Origin of the sequence: Gemmobacter caeruleus, from assembly GCF_008271655.1 — a bacterium.
Taxonomy (GTDB): Bacteria; Pseudomonadota; Alphaproteobacteria; order Rhodobacterales; family Rhodobacteraceae; genus Gemmobacter; species Gemmobacter caeruleus.
Map to the genome: position 1 here is coordinate 1 of NZ_VKKX01000011.1, position 24,632 is coordinate 24,632.

The following is a 24,632-nucleotide window of genomic DNA, read 5'->3' on the forward strand; positions in this document are numbered from 1 at the left end:
TCGGCCTGGCGCAGGATAGCAAGGATCTGCGCTTCAGTGTATCTGCTTGTCTTCATTCAGAATCTCCTCGTTCATCTTGCCGAGAAAATTCTACTTATGCAGCCCCTTACTTTCGGGGGGGATTACCCCGGTACTTCCCTTGGGACAACTCAGCAGACTTTACTGGCACGAACATTCCCACCGCATCCGAGAAGAGCAGGCCCCGCTTCTGCTCTGCAAGCAAAGACGACTTTGCAGCTTTGCGCTGCTCGACTGGATCAATCCCTTGCCGGATCAGTTCGCGCGCCTTCGCCGCCTTTTCCCGAGCGATTGCGAGCGTTACCTCTGGATATGCACCCAAGCCAATGGCGCGCCGACGCTCGCCAACTACAGAACGCAAGATCCACGAGCGAGCGGTACCGACGACTTGAAGGCAGAGCCCTGCGACCCCGCCAACGGCATGGACGCCTTGCGGCAGACGCTTGACCTCTAACGCAGATAGCTCTTTGGTGCGCTTAGGCATGGCAGCTTTAACCCTCCATACAACCCACCAAAAACAATAAGACGTGACGCGACGCCATGCAACGCGATACGCGCCACACCGCCCACATGATCGAATAACCTTATGATTTTTCGCAACTAATTACGATTGCGTACGATCACCCGCTACATCAATGCGGCGGCGGTACCCGCCTCCAAATTCTCCTGACATTCGAAGACTGTGGCAGATGACGACCCTCAGGCATGCCGGGCGTGTCGGCGTGTCTTTTCCGGTGGGGCGCAAGTATCTGGCGGGCGGTCGGCGCAGCTTGGCTGACGAAAATATGAACGCGGGGGCTTGGCAATTCCTGTCAAAGCAGCCCATCTTCCCTCGATGTGACGAACCGGGGGAGGACTGATGACCTATCGCAAATCCGAAGACGCCATTGCGCGCCTGACGCCCGAACAATACCGCGTCACCCAGCAGAATGGCACCGAACGCCCGTTCAGCGGCGCATACGATCACCATTTCGCGCCCGGTATCTATGTCGATGTCGTGACGGGCGAGCCGCTTTTCGCCTCGTCGGCCAAGTTCGACTCGGGCTGTGGCTGGCCGGCCTTTGCGCGGCCGATCGACAATGTGACCGAACATGCCGACCTGTCGCATGGCATGCGCCGGGTCGAGGTGCGGTCGAAACATGGCGACAGTCATCTGGGCCATGTCTTTCCCGACGGGCCGCGCGACATGGGCGGGCTGCGCTATTGCATCAATTCGGCCAGCCTGCGTTTCGTGCCCCGCGCCGAGATGGCGGCGCAGGGCTATGAAGACTATCTGGATCAGGTGGAGGAAGACCGATGACCGAACGCGCCGTTCTGGCCGGGGGCTGTTTCTGGGGCATGCAGGATCTGATCCGCAAGCTGCCCGGGGTGATCTCGACCCGCGTGGGCTATAGCGGGGGCGATGTGGCCCACGCGACCTATCGCAACCATGGCAGCCATGCCGAGGCGATCGAGATCATCTTTGATCCCGCGCGGATCAGCTATCGGCAACTGCTGGAATTCTTTTTCCAGATCCATGACCCGACCACGCCGAACCGCCAGGGCAATGATCTGGGCAGTTCCTACCGTTCTGGCATCTATTACGGCTCTGATGCGCAAAAGGCGGTCGCGCTGGACACGATCGCGGATGTCGATGCCTCCGGGCTCTGGCCCGGCAAGGTGGTGACCGAGGTTAAGCCCGTCGGCGATTTCTGGGAGGCCGAGCCCGAGCATCAGGATTATCTGGAGCGGCGGCCCGACGGCTATACCTGCCATTTCGCGCGCCCGAACTGGGTGCTGCCCCGCCGCGCGGCGGAATAGGGCGGCCAGCCCGCCTAGCGGATCAGGATGGCGCGGAAGTCGTTGACATTGGTGCCGGTGGGGCCGGGGGCGAACAGATCGTCCAGTGCCGCGAAGGCGCTATAGGCATCGTTCCCGGCCAGGAACGCCGCGGGGTCATGCCCGGCGGCGCGCAGGCGGGCGGCGCTGTCGCCGGTGGCAAAGGCGCCGGCATTGTCTTCGGACCCGTCGATGCCGTCGGTATCGGCGGCAAGCGCGGCAAAGGGCACGCCTTCCGCCGCGAGCGATAGCGCCAGCAGGAATTCGCTGTTGCGCCCGCCCCGACCCTTGCCGCGCAGCGTGACCGTGGTCTCGCCGCCCGACAGGATCACCACGGGCCGCGGGAAGGGCCGGTCGCGCAGCGCGACCTCGCGCGCGATGGCGGCATGGACGCGGGCCACGTCGCGGGCCTCGCCCTCGATTGCATCCGACAGGATCACCGCCGGCACGCCCTGCGCTGCCGCGAGGGTCGCCGCGGCCTCCAGCGACAGGCGGGCCGAGGCGATGACCCGCACCTCATGCCCGGCAAAGACCGGATCGGCGGGATCGGGCGCCTCGCCTTCCGTGCCCGCCAGCCAGTCCGCCACGCGCGGCGGCAGGGCGATGCGCCAGCTTTGCACCAGCGCGCGCGCGTCAGTGCGGGTCATCCTGTCGGGAACGGTCGGGCCGCTCGCGACCTGTGCGGGGTCGTCGCCCGGCACGTCCGACACGATCAGGCTGACCACCCGTGCCGGGGCGCAGGCCGCGGCCAATCGCCCGCCCTTGATGCGGGACACCTGCTTGCGGATCGCGTTCATGACCGAGATCGGCGCCCCCGAGGCGAGAAGCGCGCGGTTCAGCGCGGCCTCATCCTCCAGCGTCAGATCGCCGGGCGGGCAGGGCAGCAGCGCCGAGCCGCCGCCGCAGACCAGCGCCACCACCAGATCGTCGGCGGTCAGGCCATGCACCGCCTGAAACAGCGCCGCCGAGGCCGCAAGGCCGGCGGCATCGGGCACCGGATGCGCGGCCTCCAGCACGCGGATGCGTTGCGTCGCGCAGCCATAGCCGTAGCGGGTGACCACCACCCCCTCCAGCGGGCCGGGCCAGAGCGCCTCGAACGCGGCCGCCAGTTGTGCGGCGCCTTTGCCCGCACCAATCACCACGGTCCGCCCCCGCGGTGCCGCCGGCAGATGCGCCGCCAGCGCCCGGCGCGGATCCGCCGCCGCGACCGCCGCGTCGAACAGGCTGCGCAGAAAGCTGCGATCCGCCTCGGTCATGCCCGGCGCGCGTCCGTGATCCGCCATGTCTCCAACCCCTCCGGTTTTGCGCAGAGGGTGACGGCTTTGCTGCGGGTCGGCAAGCCCCGGACGGTCAGGCGGCGTGCAGCGCCTCGATCCGGGCCTTGGGGAAGGCGGCGCAGATGCGCTGCGCCTCTGCGGCCGAGGCGGCCAGGCACAGCGCGGTAGAAAGCGCATCGGCCAACCCCGCCCCGGGGGCCGAGACGCTGACCGTGCGCCAGCGGGGCGGGGCGGTCTGGCCGTCACGCGGGTTCAGGATGTGACCCAGCCGCCCCGCCGCGTCAAAGGTCGTGCCCAGCGGGGCAGAGCTGGCCAGCGCCCTTTGACGCAGCATCAGCTTGTCACCCTGCGCCAGCGTCACCGGCCAGTCGCCGCCATCGGGATGGCCGCCAAGCGCGCGCAATTCACCCGTGTCGATCAGCAGGTCGTCCAGCCCCTCGGCGGTCAGCAGGGCGGCGATGCGGTCGGCAATGTAGCCCTGCGCGATGCCGTTCAGCGTCAGCGCCATGCCGGGTGCCAGCCCGATCCGCGTCTCGGACAGGGCGACCCGCGCCCAGCCGGTGCGCGCCAGCGCCGCCGCGCGTGCGGCGTCTGACAGGGTTGCGCCGCGGCTTGCGGTTTCGGCATAGGCGGCCCAGAGCGGTTGCACCGTCGGATCGAACAACCCGCCGCTGGCCTCGTGCACCCGCCCGGCCAGCGACAGGCATTCCAGCAGCTCAAAGGGCGGATGAGCCAGCTGCCCGTCGGCATTCAGCCGCATCAGCGCGGAATCACGGCGATAGAGACTGAAGATCTGTTCCAGCCGGGCGATTTCGGTCAGGGCGCGGTCGGCGATGGCGGGTGCATCCGGGTGGCGCAGGCGCAGCGTGACCCGGGCGCCAAGCGCCTGGCCATGCGCCACATGCAGCCCGCCACCGGCCCGCGCCATGCCGGCGGGCAGGCCCGCGCCCAGGGCGCAGGCGGTCAGGGTCAGGAAACGGCGGCGTTTCAGCATCGGATCATCCTCCGGTCCGCTGGGAAAGATCGCGCAGGCGGCGCGTGAAATCGGCATCGTCGGCCGTGTCGGCCACGGGCGCCATCACCTGCGTATCGGGAATGGCGGGCAGCGCCATGACCACCCCGCCATGATCGGCGGCAAAGGCGCGGGCGCGGGCCGCATCGGCAAAGGGCACCAGTTCGGGCGCGCCCATGCCGCCCTCGACCGCCGCGCCGACGACATAATGCGCGGCGCCCGCGTCGATCCAGTTTTCGGTGCCGGGCTGATCCCATGTCGCGCCGGGGGCGCCCATGTCATTGACCCAGATCGCCAGAATCCGGTGGCTTTGTTCGGGCAGGCGGGCATAGGCGATGGCGTCGCGCACCTGGCTGAAGAACAGCGGCGCGCCGGGCAGCCCCTCCAGATGGATCTGTGCCTTGGGGCCGGGATGTTCGATCAGGTTCATCTGGCAGTAATGGCCGACGGCCTCGGCCGTCAGGGCGACGGGGGTGACCGATTGCGCCACCTCGTCGCGGCAAGCCGCCAGTGCCAGCAGGATCAAAAGCAGCGCGCGTTTCATGGGATCACCCGGCGAAAGGCGGCATGGGCCAGCGCCAGCGCGACCAGCGGCCAGACCAGCACCGAGACCAGCGATTGCCAGAGCGGGATCACCGCCGCCGCCCCGCCCACGCCCGAGGCTGCGGCGGTAGCGGCCGAGGCGGAAAGGTTGAACAGCCGGAACGCATCGGCGGGGTTTGCCAGCAGGGCCACCGGAAAGGCGCTGGTGGTGAACCAGCCGCCGTTGTCGGCGACCACTGCCGCCAGCAGGCCCAGATCATACAGGACCACCAGCCCCAGCCACAGCCCGATCGCCAGCCCCGCCGCACCCGAAGGCCGCCGCGCCAGCGAAGACAGCGCATAGCCCGCGCCCAGAAAGGTTGCGCCAAGCGCCAGCGACGACCACAAGAGCCGCCAGAGCGCGGGCATCCCCGCCAGCGACCCGGCATCGGTCAGTAGTGCTGCCAGCGCCGCCACGCCATAGCCCGCCCCGACCGCCAGCCCCAGCACTGCCAGATGTGCCAACAGCTTGCCCAGCAGGATTTCGGCGCGCGAGACCGGATAGGTGAGAACCAGCGGTAGGGTGCCACGCTCTACCTCGCCGGCGATGGCGTCAAAGCTCATCAGCAGCGCCAGCAGTGGCACCAGATAGACGGCGAGCGAGGTGAGCGAGGCCACCGTGACCGAGAGCCGGTCCACCCCCAGCCCGCCGGTGGGCGCGGAACCGGCGGCGGTCAGAACCAGCGCGAACAGCGCCATCAGCGCCATGGCGATGATGACCCAGCGGTTGCGCCGCGCGATGCGGAATTCGGTCGCGGCGGTGGCGAGGATGCGGCGCGGGGTGATCATTGCCCGTCCCTCCGGCTGAAATGGCTGTAGATGTCTTCGAGGCTGGGGGGCAGCACCTCCAGATCGGCGACCTTGTCGCCCAGCCCGGCAATGCGGCCCAGCAAGGCCAGCTTTTCCGATTGCGGGCAGGCCATGTGCAGCGCCCCGCCCACGAGGATCGCGCCGGGCAGCGCATCCATCAGCGCGGGGGCATAGCCGTTGCGGGCGGTGACATGCAGCGCCACGGGCAGATCGGCCAGGCGGCGCAGGGCGGGCAGGCTGCCTTCGGCCACCAGATGCCCACCCGACAGGATGACGATCCGGTCGGTGCGGGCCTCGACCTCGGTCAGGGCATGGCTTGACAGCAGGATCGCGGTGCCGCGCGCGGCGAACTGATCCAGCAGCGCATAGAAATCGCGCCGCGAGACCGGGTCCAACCCGCTGGTCGGTTCGTCCAGCACCAGAAGGCGCGGCGCCCCGATCAGCGCCTGCGCCAGCCCGACGCGCTGGCGCATCCCCTTGGAATAGGTGCCGATCCGCCGCCGCGCCGCCGCGCCAAGTCCGACCTGATCCAGCAATTGTTGCGCCTGACCCGGATCTTCGCTGCGCAGCGAAAGATAGTGGCGCAACTGTTCCAGCCCGGTCAGCGCCGGATGAAAGGCCGCGTTTTCCGGTAGATAGGCCACCTGCGCCCGGGCCGTGGCCGAGCCGGGCATGGCGCCGCACACCTCGACCCGGCCCGATGTGGCGGGGATCAGGCCAAGGATGATCTTCATCATCGTCGATTTGCCGGCGCCATTATGGCCCAGCAGGGCCACCCTTTCGCCCGGCTGGATCGCCAGCGACACATCGCTGAGGGCGGCGACATCGCCAAAGCGCTTAGTGAGTGCCGAGATTTTCAGGGTCGAGGTCATCATAATCGCCTTTCGCCCAGCGACCGGCCACCGCGCGTTCCTGCGCGGCGATGTCGTCGGGGACGGAAATCTCAAGCGGTCGCATCAGCGGATGGCTGTCCTGCACCCCTCCGGGCAGGGTGGCCGGAAAGCTGGATTGCGACCAGCGGATCAGTTGCACCGCCGGCGCCCCGGTCAGAAGCGCGGCAGCGGGTTGCGACCACAGGATGTGGTCCATCAGGTCATTGGGGCGGAACACGCCATCGGCGATGCCGTCGCCGTTCAGGTCATAGGCCGGATGATCCGACCAGAAATTGCCACGCCCCTCAAAGCTCCATTCCATATACCGGGTGCCGACATATTTCACCTGTTCGCGATTGGTGATGAAGGCATTGCCGGTCAGCACATTGCGTTCCGATCCGGCGGTGAAATGCAGGCCGATCCCGCAATCCTGAAAGCGGTTGTCGTAGATCAGGTTCTTGTGGGCATTGTAGATGAACAGGCATTTCTTCGTGCCGCCGCGCACCAGATTGCCCGAGACATCGGCGCTGTTGGCATAGTTCAGCATGATGCCATGTTCACGGTCGCCGAGGCTGAGATTGTCTTTCAGCGCCACGCGATCGGAAAACATGATGGCAAAGCCCAGGTGATTGCCGATCGAGGTATTGCCCGACACTTCGGAATCGTGGGTATACATATAGTGGACAGCGAAACGCAGGTCGCGGAACAGGTTGTTGCGGTAGATCCCCTTGCGCGAGGTGTTGGAGAAAATGCCGTCGCGCCCAAAGCGCACGCTGTTGCCCTCGATCACCGCGCCGGGGCTGTTCCAGACATAGATGCCATTGCCACGCTGGTTCATGCGCGCATCCTGGCTGCCGGTGATATCGTTGCCGCGCACTAGGGCGTCGCGGCCGCCATGCACGTCGATCCCGTGCATGTTGCCGCGCAGCGAAAGCCCCTCGATCCGGGCGCGGTCGGCGCCCTTCACGATCTTCACCCCGGCGTCGAGATCGCTGTTCTGCGTGCCCGATCCGGTGACGGAAAAGCCTGTCAGCGTCACGTCCGGGGCGGTGATGGTGACAACGGTGCCGCGCCCCATGCCGTCGATCACAGCGCCGCGCGGGCCGGTCAGGGTCAGCTTGCGGTCGATGGTGACGGGGCCCGGATAGGCCCCGTCGGTCAGGTGCAGCACATCGCCGGGGCGGGCCTCGGCGATGGCCTGTTGCAGCGCGCCCGGCCCGGGCATGACCTGCACCTCCGCCGCCCGAAGGGGCGTGGCAAGGCAGGCCAGCAGCAGGATCAGGGCGCGCCGCATGATCAGGCGCCTTTCGGTTCGACGAACATCCGGCCGCGCATCTCCATATGGAGGGCGTGGCAGAACCACTGGCAATAATACCAGTAAACCCCGGCATTGGCCGCGACAAAGGTGACCGAGGCCGTCGCCTGCGGCCCGATTTCCATCGCGACGCCGTGGTTGCCCATGGTGAAGCCGTGGGTCAGGTCGTCGATATCGTCGAGGTTGGTGACGATCACCGTCACCTCGTCGCCTTCCTTGACGGTGAATTCCTCCAGCGCGAATTGCGGGGCCTGGCTGGACATGTAGACCCGCACCTTGTTGCCGTCGCGGATCACCGTGTCCTGGTATTCGTCCAGGTTCACGCCATCGGCCTCGGCCTGTTTGCGGGTTTCGGCCCACATCGGATCCTGCCGATCCCAGACCGACTTGATGTTGGTCATCTTGCTGGCATGCACGGCGATGGCGTCATGCGGCTCGGCAAAGTTCGGGCCGTCATGGATCACCACCATCTTGTCGCCCGAAATGTCGATCAGCTGATCGTTTTCAGGCTTCAGCGGCCCGACATTCAGGAAGCGGTCCTTGGAGAACTTGCACAGGCAGACCATCCATTTGCCGTCGGCCTCCAGCGTTTCGCCCATCGAGGTCTTCAGGTGGCCCGGCTGGTATTGCACATCGAGCTTGTCGAGGATCGGATCGACCTTTTCACCCTTGTAGGCGGCAATCGCCTTTTCGATGTTCCACTTCACCACCTGGCTGTCGAGGAACAGCGAGGTATAGACGTTGCCCTGCCCGTCAAAGGCGTTGTGCAGCGGGCCAAGGCCCAGTTCGGGTTCCGCCACCACGCAGGACCGCGGGTCGGCGCCGGCAAAGACCGCATCCAGCAGCGTGACATCAATCACCGTCACCGTCGGGCTGAGCTTGCCGCCGATGCAGAGGTGCTTCTTGTCGGGCGCCATGTTGCAGCCATGCGGGTTGTTCGCGATGGGGATATAGCGGGTGAACTGGCTGTTGGCGTCTTTCCGGCCATCCAGCACCTTGACGCCGTTCACCTCCTCGAACTTGCCTTCGGCGACGGCCTTTTCGATCTCGGCGATGTTGAAGACGACGACATGGTCCATCTCGCTGGCGGTCATATCCGCCAGGGTCATGCCCATTTCGCTGTTATAGCTGGTCGAGAAGGCCCATTTGCCTTCGTAATCGGCATCGCAATTGTCCAGGTTGCCGGACACCAGCACCTGCCAGGCGACATCCCATTTGTCGGCATCGACGGCGGTGAAGACGTTCACATAGGTCGTCACATCCTTCATCGTGCTGCCGTCATTGACCAGCGGCGCCTCGTCCTCGCCGTTGCAGAAGACATAGTTGGAGCGCGGCCATTTCTGCGGGCGCATGCCGTGGATGCCCTTGGCGTTCGGGATCTCCAGGATGGCGTCGCATTTCATCACATCGCCGCGCACCCGCGCCACGCGGGTATTGGCCTTGTCGTTCATATAGAGATAGCGACCGTCATACTTGCCCTCGGTATAGGACATGTGGACGTGGTGCAGGTCGCCATTGTCATGGATCTTCTTGCCATTGGCGGCCAGCTGCGCCTTGGTCTTTTCGGTCATGGTCCGCTGGTGGATGCGGATCGATTCATTGGTCTGGCCCCAGCCGGTCGCCGAGCAGCGGTTGAACACCGGCACCCGCATCAGTTCGCGCATCGACGGAATGCCGAGGATGCGCATCTCGCCGGTCTGACCCGAGGACCAGAAGCCGTAATATTCGTCCAGCTGGCCGGGTGCCACCTCGAACCCGGCGGCCTGGGCCGCGCCGGTGGTGGCGGCGGTGGCGATCCCGGCGGCGCCCAGCCCTGCCACGGTCGGGCCAAGCGCAAGGCGCCCGCCCAGACCGCCCGCAAGGGCCGCCCCGCCGGCCGTGGCGCCCAGCAGGGCGCGGCGGCTCAGCCCGTGTTTCTGATCATGGTCCATGATGATCTCCTCTCAGATCGACGGCTCATGCCGTGTTGCGTTGGGGTGCCCGGCCGGGGGTGCCCCCAGCGGCGCGGGCGCCGTGCCGACCGACGCGCGGCGTTTCAGCCGCTTGATGACGACCGGGCAGGTGGTCTCGGACTGGTAAAGCACCTGGCAATGCAGGCAGTTCACGCATTCATTCGGGTTGATCTCGCCCGTCGGGTGGATGGCCTGAACCGGGCAATGGTTCGCGCAGCTCTGGCAGGGGTTGCCGCATTCCTTGTAGCGCTTCAGCCAGTCGAACATGCGCATCCGGGCCGGGATCGCCAGCGCCGCGCCCAGCGGGCAGAGATAGCGGCAGTAGAACCGCTCCACGAACAGCCCCGCGATCAGCAGCGCCGCCGCATAGGCCACGAAAGGCCAGGCGCGCACGAATTTCAGGATGATCGCGGTCTTGAACGGTTCCACCTCGGCCAGATGTTCGGCCTGTTCGATGCTCATCAGCGAAACGCCGAACAGCCCGAGGAAGATCATGTATTTCAGCGGCCAAAGCCGTTCATGCAGGCCCCAGGGCAGGGTCCATTGCGGCACATGCAGGGCGCGGGCGATGCGGTTGGTCAGCTCTTGCAGCGCGCCAAAGGGGCAGAGCCAGCCGCAATAGGCGCCGCGCCCCCAGAACAGCAGCGCCGCCGCCACCGCGAACCACAGGATGAAGGTCAGCGGATCCAGCAGAAAGGCCTGCCAGCTGAACCCCGAGACCAGCGCGCCGAACAGCGCCATCAGGTTGACGACCGAAAGCTGGGCATTGGCGTAAAAGCCCAGAAACACCAGCGTCACCGTCAGAAAACCCATGCGGAACCACAGGAAGGCCCGCGCCCGCCGGGTGGCCCAGGACTGGAAGAAGAACATCGCCGTCAGCACGAACAGCATCACGGCCAGCACGACGATTTCGGTCTGGCTGCCGCGCCAGATCTTTTTCCACAGATCTGCCTGGGCGGCGCCTTCGTCTTGCGTGGCGATGGTGGTCGCGGCCTCGGGCTGCGGGGCGACGGGCTGCGCCTTGAGATAGGTCTGCGGCAGCTGATAGCCCAGATCGAAGGTGGTAAAGACCTTTTCGATCGGCCCGACCTCACGCTGCACCAGCAATTGCACGCGGAACGGCCGGGTCGGGTCAAAGCCGGTCTCGGCGGGGATGCGGAACAGGTCCATCTCGGTCATGTCGGGCGCGCCCTCGGCGCCAAGCGCCACGATGCGGCGGTGCATCTTGTCGCGGAAGCGGACCGAGACATCGTCCTGGATCAGCACGATCCGGTCAAAGATGCCGCCGCGCACATAGCCCGACCCCTTGAAGCTGTAGATGCCGCGCCCGGCCAGCAACAGCGCGCTGTCGCCCGGTTGCAGCCAGCCAGCAAGGTTGGTGTAATCCTGTTCGCCCAGCAGGGCACGGCCGATGCCGGGCACCGAGACAAGCGCCGCCTGCATCTCGATGAAGGGGGTGGCCGGGGCCTCGGTCAGCGCGCGTTCGGCGGCGCGCGGGTCGTCCAGCGTGGCGAAGGCCGCGTTGACCTGCCCCACATCCAGCGACAGACGGCGCAGCGTGCCGTCGCCCTCCATCGCCGACCAGTCGGCGGGGGCCTTGGCCTCGGGGTCGATCTCCAGCTTCGGGCCGATATCGGCGGCCTCGGCCTTCAGCCCGCCCAGACCAAGCGCCCGCGCGACCTTGAGCCCCGAACGCACGATGGAATCGTCGATCACCATCACGGTGACCGTCGCGCCCGAGATGATGTCCACGTCATGCGCGGTGCCACCCGATTGCGCCTCGGCCACCAGATCAAGACCGATATAGGCTGCGGCCAGCGCCTTGATCTTGGCATCCGGGATGCCGATTAGCACGATCGGTTCGGAATGCTTGAGCAGTTGAAGCCCGATCACATGGGCGCTGTCATCGACGGCGACCATGGTGTGAATGGGCTTGCCGGAATAGCCGGTGGTGCCGACGAAATCGCTGGTGACGAAGGCCCAGCCGATCGTCTGCCCGCCTTTCAGCACCGGCGCTACGGCCAGATCGGCCCGTTCGGGGCCAAAGCCCTCGGCGCCGGGCACCAGATCGGCGGCACTGATCTTGGACAGGTAGCCCCCCAGCACGGTGTCGGCATGCGCGCCGCTGAGCGAGAGGACAAGGGCCAGCAGGATGCCGGCAAGGCGAAGGCAAAACGGAATCATCGGGCAACCTCTTGGATGCGCCCGTTGCTTGCCATGCCGCCGCGCGACGATTCTTGACCAAACTCAAGCGTCGCCGATCCTGTGACGAAAAATCTTGCGGATGCGGGGGGCAGCGGGGGCGCGCGCGGCCAGGCGGTGCGCTGCGCGCGCAGCCAGGGGGTGACGCAGGCGGGGCGGGCCGGGTCGGCCCGGCGCGCAAGGCGGGCGGGTGTGGCCAGGGGCGCCGCGGGCGGCACATAGCCATGCAGTGCGGCACAGGCGATGCAGGTGCAGCAGCGCTCTGACAGGGGGGCGGGGCGGCCCTGATCATCCAGCAGGATGCGCGCGGGCCCGCCTTCGGCGCAGATCACCAGTTCCGTCAGGCCAGCCGATCCGGCAACAGGTGCCGCACCCGCGCCGACCAGGGCCAGCGCAAGTGTCAGGATCAGGGCAAGGCAAAACCGGGCGTTGTGCATCCCGGCGAGTGTAGCCCGCGTCGTGCTGCGCTTCTATGACTTAAATCAAGCGCCGTGCTGGCCGGCATCCCATTCCTTCAGCAGCCGCTTTGGCGCCATCGCCCGCCAGTCGGCGATCAGCCGGTGGCGCGCCCAATCCGGGTCGATCTGTCCCGCCCGCACCAGCACCAGCGCGCTGCGCGCATAATGGGGATGCAGGAAAAAGCGGTCAGGGTCGGCTTGCATCAGCATCTCGCGTTCGTCGAACCCCGCCTTGAACACGGCCGCATCCTCATAGGGCGACCACCAGCACCACATCTTGCCATGGGACTTGAGCACCTCATGCCCCCAGGGCCGGGCCTCGGTCACCCCGGGCAGGCAGAGCGACAGGGCAAGCGCCTTCAACTCGGGCCAGGTGGCAATCATGGCGCCATGGCTCCGCCGGGCGGCAGTGGCAGGCTCAATGCGCCGCCGCCCAAGTGGCGCCGCGCCCGGCATCGGCCCGCAGGTGAACCGACAGTTTCACAGCCGGTTCGCTGGCGCCTTCCATCACGTCGCGGGCGGTGGAAATCAGGCGGTCGGCCTGATCCTCGGCCACCTCGAACAGCAATTCGTCATGCACCTGAAGCAGCATCTTTGCGTCGATCCCCGCGATGGCCGCGGGCATGCGGATCATCGCGCGGCGGATTACATCGGCCGCGGTGCCCTGGATCGGCGCGTTGATCGCGGCGCGTTTGGCAAAGCCGGCGCCGGGGCCCTTGGCGTTGATTTCGGGCGTGTGGATCTTGCGGCCGAACAGGGTCTGCACAAATCCGTTAGCCTTGGCGAAGGCCACGGTGTCATCCATATAGGCGCGGATGCCGGGGAAACGTTCAAAGTAGCGGTCGATGAAGCCCTGCGCCTCGGCCCGGGGAATGCGCAGGTTGCGCGCCAGACCAAAGCCGGAAATGCCGTAGATCACGCCGAAATTGATCGCCTTGGCCTGCCGGCGCACCATCGGGTCCATCCCCTCGACCGGCACGCCGAACATTTCGGAGGCGGTCATGGCGTGAATGTCCAGCCCGTCGCGGAAAGCCTGTTTCAGCGCCGGGATGTCGGCGATATGGGCGAGGATGCGCAGCTCGATCTGGCTGTAATCGAGGCTGACCAGCACCCGGCCCTCGGGCGCCACGAAAGCCTCGCGGATGCGACGGCCTTCTTCGGTGCGGACGGGGATGTTTTGCAGGTTCGGATCGGTCGAGGCGAGCCGCCCGGTATTCGCCCCGGCGATGGAATAAGAGGTATGCACCCGCCCGGTTTCGGGGTGGATATGGTCTTGCAGCGTGTCGGTATAGGTGGATTTCAGCTTGGCGATCTGCCGCCAGTCCAGCACCCGCGCCGCCAGCCGCGCCCCTTGCGGGTGGCTGTCTTCCAGCGTGGTCACATCCTCCAGCACATCGGCGCCGGTGGCATAGGCGCCGGTCTTGCCCTTTTCGCCGCCGGGCACCTGCATCTGGTCAAACAGGATCTCGCCCAGTTGCTTGGGGCTGCCCACGTTGAACTTCGAGCCGGCGATGTCGTGGATTTCCTCCTCCAGCTGCACCAGCTTTTGCGCGAAGGCATTGGACATGCGCGCCAGCACGTCGCGATCCACCTTGACGCCGGCCATTTCCATATCGGCCAGCACTGGCACCAGCGGACGTTCCAGCGTCTCATACACCGTGGTCACGCGGGCGCGGTGCAGTTGCGGGCTGAAACGCTGCCACAGGCGCAGCGTCACATCCGCATCCTCGGCCGCGTATTTCACCGCGTCCGTGATGCCGACCTGATCAAAGGTGATGGCCGATTTGCCGCTGCCCAGCAGGGTCTTGATCGGGATCGGGCTATGGCCCAGATAGCGGTCCGACAGTTCGTCCATGCCGTGATTATGCAGTCCGCCATGCAGCGCATAGCTTTGCAGCATGGTGTCCGCGATCGGGGCCATGCGGATGCCATGCCGCGCCATGATCTTGAAATCATACTTGATGTTCTGCCCGATCTTGAGGATGGCCGCATCCTCCAGCACCGGCTTCAGCGCGGCCAGCACGGTGTCGAGCGGCAATTGCCCTTCGACCAGCGCGTCGCTGGCGAACAGGTCGCCGCCACCCTGACGATGCCCGACCGGGATGTAACAGGCTCGGCCCGCCTCTACCGCCAGCGACAGGCCCACCAGATCGGCGCGCATTTCGTCAAGGCTGGTGGTCTCGGTGTCAAAGGCCACATGACCCGCCGCGCGAATGCGGGCGATCCAATCGGCCAGCGCCTCGGGCGTGGTGACGCTTTCATAACCGTCATGATCGAAGGGCAGCGCCACGGGGGCAGGGCTGTCTTCGGCCGGGGCGGCCGTGGGGGCGGGCGGCGGCGTGATGTCAAGCTTGTCGGCCACGCGTTTGGTCAGGGTGCGAAACTCCATCGCGTTGAGAAAGGTCATCAACGTCTCGGGTTCCGGTTCGCGCACCTCAAGGCTTTCCAGCGTGAAATCCAGCGGAGTGTCGCATTTCAGCGTGACCAACTCCTTGGAGACCCGGATCTGGTCGGCGAAATTCACCAGAGTCTCGCGGCGCTTCGGTTGCTTGATCTCGCTGGCCCGGGCGAGCAGGGTTTCCAGATCGCCATATTCCTGAATGAGCAGCGCCGCCGTCTTGATGCCGATCCCCGGCGCGCCGGGCACGTTATCCACACTGTCGCCCGCCAGCGACTGCACATCGACCACCCGGTCGGGCGCGACGCCGAATTTCTCGAATACCTCGTCGCGGTCGATGGTCTTGTTCTTCATGGCATCAAACATCACGACACCATCGCCGATCAACTGCATCAGATCCTTGTCAGAGGAAATGATCGTCACCCGCCCGCCGGCATCGCGCGCCTGACAGGACAGGGTGGCGATGATGTCATCGGCCTCATAGCCCTCGGTCTCGATACAGGCGATGTTGAAGGCGCGGGTCGCCTCGCGCGTCAGGGGGAATTGCGGGCGCAGATCCTCGGGCAGTTCGGGGCGGTTGGCCTTGTAGGCCGGAAAGATCTCGTTGCGAAAGGTTTTCGACGAATGATCGAAGATCACCGCGACATGGGTCGGCGCGTCGCCCGACTTGTTCCCCTCGATGTAGCGGAACAGCATGTTGCAGAACCCGGCCACCGCGCCGATCGGCAGGCCATCGGTCTTGCGGGTCAAGGGCGGCAGCGCGTGATAGGCGCGAAAGATGAAGGCCGACCCGTCGATCAGGTGCAGATGGCAGCCCTTGCCGAAATTCATGTCATCCCCCTTCGCGCGTTTTGCCCAGATATGGCAGAAAGCGCCGCGGGGTGCCACCCGCTCAGGTCGGGCGGCCGGGGGGCGGGGGCGGGGTCAGTTCCGGCTGCATCGGCAGGTCGCTCAGGTCCAGCGTGGCCCAGGTCCGTTCGCCGCCCGTCGGCGGCAGGTCGGCGGCAGTGACATGGCGCGCCATCCAGGCCTTTGCGATGAAGTTGGCGGTGATCGGCGCGGTCAGGAACAGGAACAGCGTGATCAGCAATTCGTGCCAGCTCACCCCGCCATTGACCAGCGCATACCCCATGGAGGCCAGCAGCACCCCGCCCACGCCCAGCGTGCTGGCCTTGGTGGGGGCGTGCAGCCGCGTCATCAGGTCGGGCAGTTTCACCAGCCCGTAGGAACCCACCAGCCCGAAGACGCCGCCGATGACCAGAAGAACGGAGATGAGGATGTCTGCGATCATGGCCCTACTCGATGATATCGCCGCGCAGGATGAACTTGGCATAGGCCACCGAGGACACAAAGCCGGTCATCGCGAACAGCATCGACGCCTCGAAATAGAGGCCCGATTTGTGGTGCATGCCATACAGCACGATCAGCGCGATCATGTTCACCACCATCGTATCCAGCGCAAGGATGCGGTCGGGGATGGTGGGGGCGAACATCACCCGCCACAGGCAGATCAGCAGGCCCAGCCCGAAACAGGCAAAGGCGAATGTCATGGCCATTTCGATCATGCGAAGATCCTTTTCAGCCGGGATTCGTAGCGCGCCTTGATGTCATCGCGCACCGCGTCGGGGTCGGTGGCATCAAGGCAATGCACCAGCAGGGCCTTGCCATCGGCCGACAGATCGGCGGTGACGGTGCCGGGGGTCATGGTGATCGTGCCGGCCAGCACCGTGATCGCCTCGGGCGAGGTCACGTCCAGCGGCACGGTCACCCAGGCGGGGTTCAGCTTGGCCGCGGGGCGGAACAGCACGATCATCGCGACGGTGATGTTGGACTTGATGATGTCCCAGAACACGATCCCCACATATTCCACCGCCGCTGGCCAGTTGCGGATCAGCGGGCGGTCGGGCCAGTAGGGGGCGGTCAGGATGGGCAGGATGATGCCCATGATCGCCGCAAAGACCAGGCTGCCCCATTTGAATTCGTTGACCAGCATCAGCCAGGTCACGATCAGCAGCAGGGTCAGACCCGGATGAGGCACCAGTTTGCGCAGCATCAATGCTCCTCCCCCAGCTTGTTCGCCGCGATATAGGCGGCGGGGTCATGCAGTTCGGCCGCCGTCTCGGCCAGCCAGGTGCTGACCGGCCCGGCCGCCAGCGTCAGCCCGACCAGCCCCGCGATCAGCGCGCCGGTGGCGACAAAGGCCAGCGGCTGCGCCGGATGCGGCACCGGCGTCGCCTGCGCGGCATGCGACTTCCAGAACAGGAGCGAGCCTGCCCGCGACAGGCCGATGATGACGACGAAGGACGATCCCAGGATCGTCGCCCAGATCAGCGGCTGAGCCAGGCCGCGCGTGGCATCAAGGATCATCAGCTTGCCCAGAAAGCCCGACAGCGGCGGCATCCCGGCGGCGGCGATGGCGCCGGCCATGAACAGGCCCGCGACCAGCCCCTGTTGCGCGATGGCGGGGCGGGCCTCGGTCAGGGTGCCGTCGATGCGCCGGGCCATGACCAGATCGGCAATCAGGAACAGCGCGGCGGCGGCCAGCGTGGAATGCAGCGCATAATACAGCGCGGCGGCGGTGGCGCCGGGGGTGAATTGCGCCACGGCGGCAAACAGCGTGCCCATCGAGGTGACGGCGGTAAAGGCCACCAGCCCCTGCACCTTGCGCGCACCCATCACCCCCACGGCGCCCACGGCCATGGTCACCAGCGCGGCCGGCAGCAGCAGATCGGCATAAAGCGTGCCGGTCGCCGGCAGGTCGGTCGGGAAGACCAGCGTATAGATGCGGATCACCGCATAGGCGCCGACCTTGGTCATCACCGCAAACAGCGCCGAAACCGGCCCGGGGGCCTGGGCATAGGTCGCGGGCAGCCAGACATGCAGCGGCACCAGCGCGCCCTTGATGGCAAAGACCATCAGCAACATCACCCCGGCCAGCCGGATCAGCGCGGCGTCGCCCTCGGGCAGGCCGGGCAGCTTGGCCGCCAGATCGGCCATGTTCAGCGTGCCGGTGACGGAATAGATCGTGGCCAGCCCGAACAGGAACAGGGTCGATCCGACCAGGTTATAGGCCACATATTGCACGCCCGCCTTCAGCCGGTCCTTGCCGCCGCCATGGATCATCAGGCCATAGCTGGCGATCAGCAGCACCTCGAAGAAGACGAACAGGTTGAAGGCGTCGCCGGTCAGAAAGGCGCCGCACACCCCCATCAGCTGAAACTGCCAGAGCGCGTGGAAATGCCGCCCGCGCGTATCCCATCCGGTGCCGATGGCGTAAAGCTGCACCACCAGCGCCAGAAACGCGGTCAGCGCCACCATCAGCGCCGACAGCCGGTCCAGCACCAGCACGATGCCAAAGGGCGCGGGCCAGTTGCCCAAGAAATAGACCTCTGGCCCCTCATGCGTCGCCCCCCAGAGCAGGCGCAGCGCGATGGCCAGCAAAAGGGCGGTCGCGGCGGTGGAAAATACCCGCGCCACCGGCAGCGTATTGCGCAGCACCAGCAGGGTGAAGGCGCCCATGACGGCGGGCAGCACCACCGGCGCGATGATCCAGTGACCGATCATTCCCGGCCCTCCTCATCGAGGTCCACCCGGTCATCGCCGGCCTCGAAAAAGGCGCCAAGCGCCAGCATGACCAGCACGGCGGTCATGCCGAAGGAAATCACGATCGCGGTCAGCACCAGCGCCTGCGGCATCGGGTCGGTATAGCCCGTGGCCGTCTTGGACAGGATCGGCGGCAGCCCCGCCACCACCCGCCCTGAGGCAAAGATGAAGACGTTGCAGGCGTAAGAAATCATGGTCAGCCCGACAATGACCGGAAAGGCCCGCAGCCGCAGGATCAGATAAAGGCCGACTGTGGTCATCACGCCGACGGCAGAGGCGACAAGCAGCTCCATCACTTGACCTCCGCTTCGGCGCCAGGGCCAGGTTCCAGTTTGTCTTGCATGTCAAAGGCTTCGATATTGGTGGTCTGGCCCGCGCGCACGGCGATCCGGGTCAGCGACGACAGCGCCAGCATCACCGCGCCCAGCACGGTCAGGAAGACGCCCAGATCGAATAGGGCCGCGGTGGCCAGCTCGAATTCCTCCAGCGGGCCGATGTGGAAATAGCCGTAATTCGAGGTCATGAAGGGCCGCCCGGCAAACCAGGAACCGATCCCCGTGGCCGCGGCGATCAGCACGCCCGCGCCGATCAGGCCGTGATAGTCGATCTTCTGGCGCGCGGCGGTCCAGCCAAAGCCCGAGGCCATGTATTGCATGACCAGCGCAATGGCCACGACCAGCCCGGCGATGAAGCCGCCGCCCGGCACGTTATGGCCGCGCAGGAAGATGTAGATCCCGACAAGGAGCGCGATCGGCAGCATCATCCGCGTCGCGACCACCATCATCAGCGGGTGGCGGTCGCCCGCATCGGGCGTATCACTTTTCCAGTTGCGCAGCCGGTCATTGGCCGGGCCGGGCCGCAGGATGGTTTCGGTCAGCGCGAAGATCAGCGTTGCGGCGATGCCCAGCACGGTGATCTCGCCAAAGGTATCGTAGCCGCGGAAGTCCACCAGGATCACGTTCACCACATTGGTGCCGCCGCCCAGCGCCTTGGCATTGGCCAGGTGATAATCGGCAATGGTCGGAAAGGCGAAATCGCGCAACATCAGCGCATAGATCAGCGTGCCCACCCCCAGCCCGCCGGCGCCGGCGATGATCCAGTCGCGGGTCTTGCGCGCGGTGGAGCTGACGGCGGGGGTGTATTTCGGCAGGAAGTTCAGCGACAGCAGCATCAGGATCACCGTCGCCACCTCGACCGAGATCTGGGTCAGTGCCAGATCGGGGGCCGAAAGATAGGCAAAACCGACCGAGACGATCAGCCCGATCACCCCGATCAGCACCAGCGTCAGCAGGCGCTGGCGGTGCATCAGCGCCACCCCGAAAGAGGCGACCATCAGCGCGAACCAGCCCGCGGCGGCCACGGGCTCGATCTCTTGCAAGCTGCGGGTGCCGGGGCTGTGGGTGCCGGTCTGAAAGGCCCAGACCCCGCCCGCCAGAATGGCCAGCGTCGCGACGGCAAGGTATTGGCCAAGCGCGCCGGAATGCAGGCGGCGGTTCACCCGCGCGGTCAGCGCCGCAAAAGCCTCGATCACCGTATCGAAGATGCGTTTCGCCTCGGGGCGCGGGAAGGCCAGCCAGATGCGGTCGAATGGGGCATGCAGGCCCAGCAGCACAAGGCCGCCGCCAATGGCGAAAAGCGACATCCACAGCGCCGGGCTTTCCAGCCCGTGCCAGTGCTTGATATGGGCATGCACGGTGTCGCCCGTCACCGCGCCGGCGGCGGCATCGACCAGCCAGCCGGCAAAGGTCATCGGCATCAGCCCGATCAGCACGACCAGCACCGCCAGCAGCGCCGGCGAGGCCCACATGCCGAAGCCGGGGTCATGGGGTTTGTGCGGGTAATCGTCGCGCACCGGCCCCAGGAAGGTATGCGCCACCAGCCGGAACGAATAGGCGACCGAGAACAGCGCCCCGATCACCGCCAGCGCCGGGATGACCCAGGGGGCGGTATGGGCGGCCTCTTCCAGCATCATTTCCTTGGAGAGAAAGCCGTTGAAGGGCGGAATGCCCGCCATCGAAAGCCCCGCCACCGTGGCGATGGTAAAGGTGATCGGCATCAGGTGCCGCAGCCCGCCCAGCCGCTTGATGTCGCGGGTATGGGCCTCGTGATCGACGATGCCCGCGCTCATGAACAGCGCCGCCTTGAAGGTGGCGTGGTTGATGATGTGAAACACCGCCACCGTCGCCGCCGCCTTGGTGCCAAAGCCCAGCAGCATGGTGATCAGGCCCAGATGCGAGACGGTCGAAAACGCCAGCAGCGCCTTGAGGTCATCCTTGAAGAAGGCGATCTTGGCGGCCATGACCATGGTGAACAGCCCCGCCGAGGTCACGATCCAGAACCATTCCGGCGTGCCCGCCAGCACCGGCCACATGCGCGCCATCAGAAAGATGCCGGCCTTCACCATGGTGGCCGAATGCAGATAGGCCGAAACCGGGGTGGGGGCGGCCATGGCATGTGGCAGCCAGAAATGGAACGGGAACTGCGCCGATTTGGTAAAGGCGCCCAGCAGGATCAGGATCAGCGCCGGCAGATACCAATCGCTTGCCTGAATCTCGGCCTTGTGTTGCAGGATCACCGTCAGGTCAAAGCTGCCGGCGATCTGACCCAGGATCAGCATCCCCGCGATCATCGCCAGCCCGCCGCCCCCGGTGACGGTCAGCGCCATGCGCGCGCCCTGGCGCCCCTCGGGCAGGTGTTTCCAGTAGCCGATCAGCAGAAAGGACGACAGCGAGGTCAGTTCCCAGAACACCAGCAGCAGCAGGATGTTGTCCGACAGCACGATCCCCACCATCGCGCCCTGAAACAGCATCAGATAGGTGTAGAACTGTCCCATCGGATCGCGGTCCGACAGGTAGAACCGGGCATAGAGGATGATGAGAAGCCCGATCCCCAGGATCAGCCCGGCGAACAGCAGGCCCAGCCCGTCGAGGAAAAAGGTCGCGTTCAGGCCCAGCATCGGCAGCCAGTCGAACCGCGCGGTGATCACCTCGCCGCGCAGCACGGCGGGGATGTGCAGGCCCAGTCCGATCAGGGCCAGCAGGGTGACCGATCCGGTCACGGTGGCGCAGGCGGTGCGGCTGACCCGGATCAGCAAGCCGGGAAGTAGGGCGCCGAGAAAGGGCAGCGCGGCGATCAGGGCAGGGGACATACCGGGGGCTTATCCGTGTGTTATGGCCGGCTTCCGGGGCGGGGCGGCGATCTGCTGGTCGGGGCGGTCTGGTCCCATATGGGGCCTTCCCTTCGTGGGTCAAGACTGCTCGGCCTGTCAAGCGGTTACAGGCCGCGCCCCCGGCGGATATGGCAGCGTTTGCGCTAACCCGCGGTCAGGACCGAGCCTTGTTCCAGCAGAAAGCGCTGCGCCAGCGGCACCGCCGCCGCGCCCAGGCTGCGCGCCTCGGCGCCGATCGTGCCCTCGCGGATCAGCGGGGCGTCGATGCCGGCGAGGTCGAGCTTGTGGAACGCCTCGATCACATGCGCGGTCAAGCGGGCGCGCATTTCGACCGGCATCCAGCCGTCGATCAGCACCGCGCCCAGTTCCAGCAGCGAACTGGCCGAGAGGATGGCGGCGGCCAGCCCGTTGGCCGCATCGGTCATCCAGCGTTCCAGCACGGCCTCGCTTGCCTGCCAGCGGGTCGGGGTTTCCCATAGCCCGTCCGAGGGTTCGCCCGCCGCATCCATCGCATCGGCCAGCGTCGCCAGCGAGGCGATGCTGATCAGGCGCCGCATCTGCCCGTCCGGGCCGGGCACCGGCATCGGCCCCACGCCCGCGGCATTGCCCGTGCGGCCGGTGAACAGCTGGCCATTCAGCACCAGCCCGCCCCCGATGAAGGTGCCGCAGTAGAAATACAGGAAATCCTTGGGCTTTTCGCCGGTGCCGAAGACCAGTTCCGCCCCGCAGGCGGCGGTGGCGTCGTTCTGCACGGTGACCGGCATGCCGGCGATGGCCGAAAGTTCTGTCTGAATGTCGCGTGTGCGCCAGGCGTCCATCTCGGCCTGGGGGGCACCGATATACTGCACCCAGTTCCACAGCTGAAACGGCATCGCCACGCCCATGCCGGCGATGCGGTCGCGCAGGGCGGGGGGCAGGGTGGCGGTCAGGGCAGGCAGGGCGTCGGATACAAAGGCCAGCACCGCGTCGGGCGTGGGGTAGCGATAGACCTGCCGCCGCGTCGCGCGCATCGCGCCGGTGAAATCCACCAGGCTCAGATCGACCGAGCGCCGCCCGATCTTGAGCCCCAGAAAGAACGCGCCATCGGCGGCCAGCGACATCGGCACCGAGGGTTGGCCGATGCGGCCGCGCTGCGGTTCGCCCTTGGTCAGCAGCCCGTCCTGTTCCAGTGCCCGCATGATGACCGAAACGGTCTGCGCCGAAAGCCCGGTCATCCGTGCGATATCGGATTTGGCCAGCGCGCCGTGCTGCCGCACCAAAGTCAGGACAAGGCGTTCGTTATGGGCGCGCATGCCGGACTGGTTCGATCCGCGCGCGGCCAGCGCGGCGCCGGTTTCGGCGACGGAACGGTCCAGACTGTCTTCGGCACTGCGCAAGGTTTCCTCCCCTTCCTCTGCCTGCCTTGGCGTTTTGCGGCTGTCGCGGCAAGCTCAGCCCGGAGGGGCGCCGGGGCTTTCGCCCCGGATGACACCCTTGCGCAACACCAGATTGCCAAACAGCGCCATCTCGCTGGTCGCCACGATGGTATGGGCGGCCTGAATGCGCGGATAGAGATCGGCCCCCGCCAGCGGCCGCACCCCGATGCCGCGCGCGGCACAGAGCGCGTCGATCCGGTCATGGAACGGGCCGCGCTGTGCCGGATCGTTGTTCAGGCTGGCGCGCATCACCGGGGCGGGCACGTCCTCATCCAGCGGCAGCACGGCCAGCACGGCCTCCAGCACCGCGATGACGCCATGGCCATCGGCGCGGATCAGCCGCCGGGCATGGGCCTGGGCAGGGTAGTTGCCATCGACCAGCGCGATTTCGTCGCCATGCCCCATCGCGCGCAGGGCAAAGAGAAATTCGGGGCCAAGCAGCGGCGGGATGCCGATCAGCATGATCTTGCCTTTCAGGAAGGGGGTGCCGCCCATTATTCGGGCGATCCGCGAAAACATGGCGGTCAGATTGCGGCGCGTCGGCGAGTCTGTCAATAATAATTCAGACTGATTTATTTATCTTGACGTGAGGCCGGGAATCGGGTTTCTGTATCGTCAATCGCGACGGGAGAGGCGGCGCGGTTGCTTTGCGACACAACAGCGACACAGGGGCGATGGCCCCGGTTTCCTTGGGAGGAACACATGAAACTGAAAGCGAAAGCCCTGGTGGGCGTGGCTGGTCTTGCGCTGCTTTCGGCGGCTCCGGCGATGGCGGAGGGCGTTTCGGCCTGCCTGATCACCAAGACCGACACCAACCCCTTCTTCGTCAAGATGAAGGAAGGTGCCGAGGCCAAGGCGGCCGAACTGGGTGTCACGCTGAAATCCTATGCCGGCAAGATCGACGGCGACCATGAATCGCAAGTGGCCGCGATCGAGGCCTGCATCGCCGATGGCGCCAAGGGCATCCTGCTGACCGCGTCGGACACCAAGGCCATCGTCGATTCGGTCAAGGCCGCCCGCGATGCCGGCCTGCTGGTGATCGCACTGGATACCCCGCTGGATCCGATCGACGCCGCCGACGCGACCTTTGCCACCGACAACTTCCAGGCGGGTCTGCTGATCGGCCAATGGGCCAAGGCCACGATGGGCGACGCGGCGGCCAATGCCAAGATCGCGCTGCTTGACCTTGCCATTTCGCAGCCCTCGGTCGATGTGATGCGCGACCAGGGCTTCCTCCAGGGCTTTGGCGTCGATCTGGCCGACCCGAACAAATGGGGCGACGAGACCGATCCGCGCATCGTCGGCAACGAAGTCACCTCGGGCAACGAGGAAGGCGGCCTGAAGGCAATGGAAACCCTGCTGGCCAAGGATCCCGAGATCAATCTGGTCTACACGATCAACGAACCGTCGGCCGCCGGTGCCTTTGAGGCGCTCAAGGCCGTGGGCCGCGAAAAGGACGTGCTGATCGTGTCGGTCGATGGCGGCTGCCCGGGCGTTGCCAATGTGAAGGACGGCGTGATCGGTGCCACCTCGCAGCAATATCCGCTGCTGATGGCGTCGAAGGGCATCGAGGCGATCGCCGCCTACGCCAAGGACGGCACCAAGCCGGCCCCGACCGAAGGCAAGGCCTTCTTCGACACCGGCGTCGCGCTGATCACCGACAAGCCGGCCGCCGGGGTGGAGTCGATCGACACCGCCAAGGGCACCGAACTGTGCTGGGGCTGATCCGCG

Annotated in this window: 23 protein-coding genes; 3 read left to right on the plus strand and 20 right to left on the minus strand. The window is 66.2% G+C overall.

Annotation, left to right across the window (positions count from 1 at the left end; translation table 11 throughout):
* Positions 1-106: 106 nt before the first annotated feature.
* The gene (locus tag FOA17_RS02360; RefSeq protein WP_149139885.1) at positions 107-502 is read right to left on the minus strand and encodes an Arm DNA-binding domain-containing protein; all 396 of its coding nucleotides are present in this window, start codon (positions 500-502) and stop codon (positions 107-109) included.
* Between the two features lie 375 nt (positions 503-877).
* Here FOA17_RS02360 and msrB point away from each other — a divergent pair, with 375 nt between their 5' ends.
* Positions 878-1,318 carry a peptide-methionine (R)-S-oxide reductase MsrB gene (gene msrB / locus FOA17_RS02365; RefSeq protein ID WP_149139886.1) on the plus strand — a complete coding sequence of 147 codons (441 nt, stop codon included), beginning with the start codon at positions 878-880 and terminating at the stop codon, positions 1,316-1,318.
* On the plus strand, positions 1,315-1,818 hold the full coding sequence (gene msrA, locus FOA17_RS02370; protein ID WP_149139887.1) for a peptide-methionine (S)-S-oxide reductase MsrA: 504 nt from the start codon (positions 1,315-1,317) through the stop codon (positions 1,816-1,818). The genes msrB and msrA overlap by 4 nt, the downstream gene beginning before the upstream one ends.
* A gap of 14 nt (positions 1,819-1,832) precedes the next feature.
* Here the strand turns inward: msrA and FOA17_RS02375 are convergent, their stop codons facing one another.
* From FOA17_RS02375 to FOA17_RS02465, 19 genes are all read right to left on the minus strand, one after another.
* Entirely contained in the window at positions 1,833-3,119 is a 1,287-nt protein-coding gene (locus FOA17_RS02375; RefSeq protein ID WP_420841672.1) for a glycerate kinase type-2 family protein, read from the minus strand.
* A gap of 67 nt (positions 3,120-3,186) precedes the next feature.
* The gene (locus FOA17_RS02380) at positions 3,187-4,107 is read right to left on the minus strand and encodes an FAD:protein FMN transferase (protein ID WP_149139888.1); all 921 of its coding nucleotides are present in this window, start codon (positions 4,105-4,107) and stop codon (positions 3,187-3,189) included.
* Positions 4,108-4,111: 4 nt separating this feature from the next.
* The gene (locus tag FOA17_RS02385; RefSeq protein ID WP_149139889.1) at positions 4,112-4,669 is read right to left on the minus strand and encodes a nitrous oxide reductase accessory protein NosL; all 558 of its coding nucleotides are present in this window, start codon (positions 4,667-4,669) and stop codon (positions 4,112-4,114) included.
* Complete coding sequence (locus FOA17_RS02390; RefSeq protein ID WP_149139890.1) at positions 4,666-5,496, minus strand: ABC transporter permease; 831 nt, start codon at positions 5,494-5,496, stop codon at positions 4,666-4,668. Before FOA17_RS02390 ends, FOA17_RS02385 begins: the two co-directional genes overlap by 4 nt.
* Positions 5,493-6,389, minus strand: a complete 897-nt coding sequence (locus tag FOA17_RS02395; protein ID WP_149139891.1) for an ABC transporter ATP-binding protein — start codon at positions 6,387-6,389, stop codon at positions 5,493-5,495. Before FOA17_RS02395 ends, FOA17_RS02390 begins: the two co-directional genes overlap by 4 nt.
* Entirely contained in the window at positions 6,355-7,683 is a 1,329-nt protein-coding gene (locus FOA17_RS02400; protein ID WP_149139892.1) for a nitrous oxide reductase family maturation protein NosD, read from the minus strand. The genes FOA17_RS02395 and FOA17_RS02400 overlap by 35 nt, the downstream gene beginning before the upstream one ends.
* 2 nt (positions 7,684-7,685) lie before the next feature.
* Entirely contained in the window at positions 7,686-9,635 is a 1,950-nt protein-coding gene (nosZ, locus tag FOA17_RS02405; protein WP_149139893.1) for a TAT-dependent nitrous-oxide reductase, read from the minus strand.
* A 12-nt stretch (positions 9,636-9,647) separates the two neighbouring features.
* On the minus strand, positions 9,648-11,840 hold the full coding sequence (locus tag FOA17_RS02410; protein WP_149139894.1) for a NosR/NirI family protein: 2,193 nt from the start codon (positions 11,838-11,840) through the stop codon (positions 9,648-9,650).
* Entirely contained in the window at positions 11,837-12,295 is a 459-nt protein-coding gene (locus tag FOA17_RS02415) for a hypothetical protein (protein WP_149139895.1), read from the minus strand. The genes FOA17_RS02410 and FOA17_RS02415 overlap by 4 nt, the downstream gene beginning before the upstream one ends.
* A gap of 45 nt (positions 12,296-12,340) precedes the next feature.
* Positions 12,341-12,700 carry an MmcQ/YjbR family DNA-binding protein gene (locus FOA17_RS02420; RefSeq protein WP_162528148.1) on the minus strand — a complete coding sequence of 120 codons (360 nt, stop codon included), beginning with the start codon at positions 12,698-12,700 and terminating at the stop codon, positions 12,341-12,343.
* Between the two features lie 34 nt (positions 12,701-12,734).
* The gene (polA, locus tag FOA17_RS02425) at positions 12,735-15,545 is read right to left on the minus strand and encodes a DNA polymerase I (protein ID WP_149139897.1); all 2,811 of its coding nucleotides are present in this window, start codon (positions 15,543-15,545) and stop codon (positions 12,735-12,737) included.
* A 61-nt stretch (positions 15,546-15,606) separates the two neighbouring features.
* Positions 15,607-16,005: a Na+/H+ antiporter subunit G gene (locus FOA17_RS02430; protein ID WP_149139898.1), complete on the minus strand. Its 399-nt coding sequence runs from the start codon at positions 16,003-16,005 to the stop codon at positions 15,607-15,609.
* A gap of 4 nt (positions 16,006-16,009) precedes the next feature.
* Positions 16,010-16,279: a K+/H+ antiporter subunit F gene (locus FOA17_RS02435; RefSeq protein WP_149139899.1), complete on the minus strand. Its 270-nt coding sequence runs from the start codon at positions 16,277-16,279 to the stop codon at positions 16,010-16,012.
* Positions 16,276-16,767 carry a Na+/H+ antiporter subunit E gene (locus FOA17_RS02440; protein ID WP_149139900.1) on the minus strand — a complete coding sequence of 164 codons (492 nt, stop codon included), beginning with the start codon at positions 16,765-16,767 and terminating at the stop codon, positions 16,276-16,278. The genes FOA17_RS02435 and FOA17_RS02440 overlap by 4 nt, the downstream gene beginning before the upstream one ends.
* Positions 16,767-18,275 carry a monovalent cation/H+ antiporter subunit D gene (locus FOA17_RS02445; RefSeq protein WP_149140611.1) on the minus strand — a complete coding sequence of 503 codons (1,509 nt, stop codon included), beginning with the start codon at positions 18,273-18,275 and terminating at the stop codon, positions 16,767-16,769. The genes FOA17_RS02440 and FOA17_RS02445 overlap by 1 nt, the downstream gene beginning before the upstream one ends.
* Positions 18,275-18,610 (minus strand): Na+/H+ antiporter subunit C, encoded by a 336-nt coding sequence (locus FOA17_RS02450; RefSeq protein WP_149139901.1) that lies wholly within the window; start codon positions 18,608-18,610, stop codon positions 18,275-18,277. The genes FOA17_RS02445 and FOA17_RS02450 overlap by 1 nt, the downstream gene beginning before the upstream one ends.
* Positions 18,610-21,465, minus strand: a complete 2,856-nt coding sequence (locus FOA17_RS02455) for a monovalent cation/H+ antiporter subunit A (RefSeq protein WP_149139902.1) — start codon at positions 21,463-21,465, stop codon at positions 18,610-18,612. Before FOA17_RS02455 ends, FOA17_RS02450 begins: the two co-directional genes overlap by 1 nt.
* 164 nt (positions 21,466-21,629) lie before the next feature.
* The gene (locus FOA17_RS02460; protein ID WP_420841673.1) at positions 21,630-22,862 is read right to left on the minus strand and encodes an ROK family transcriptional regulator; all 1,233 of its coding nucleotides are present in this window, start codon (positions 22,860-22,862) and stop codon (positions 21,630-21,632) included.
* Between the two features lie 54 nt (positions 22,863-22,916).
* Positions 22,917-23,420 carry an RbsD/FucU family protein gene (locus FOA17_RS02465; protein WP_238991705.1) on the minus strand — a complete coding sequence of 168 codons (504 nt, stop codon included), beginning with the start codon at positions 23,418-23,420 and terminating at the stop codon, positions 22,917-22,919.
* Between the two features lie 183 nt (positions 23,421-23,603).
* Here FOA17_RS02465 and FOA17_RS02470 point away from each other — a divergent pair, with 183 nt between their 5' ends.
* Positions 23,604-24,626, plus strand: a complete 1,023-nt coding sequence (locus tag FOA17_RS02470) for a sugar ABC transporter substrate-binding protein (protein ID WP_149139903.1) — start codon at positions 23,604-23,606, stop codon at positions 24,624-24,626.
* Positions 24,627-24,632 lie beyond the last annotated feature (6 nt).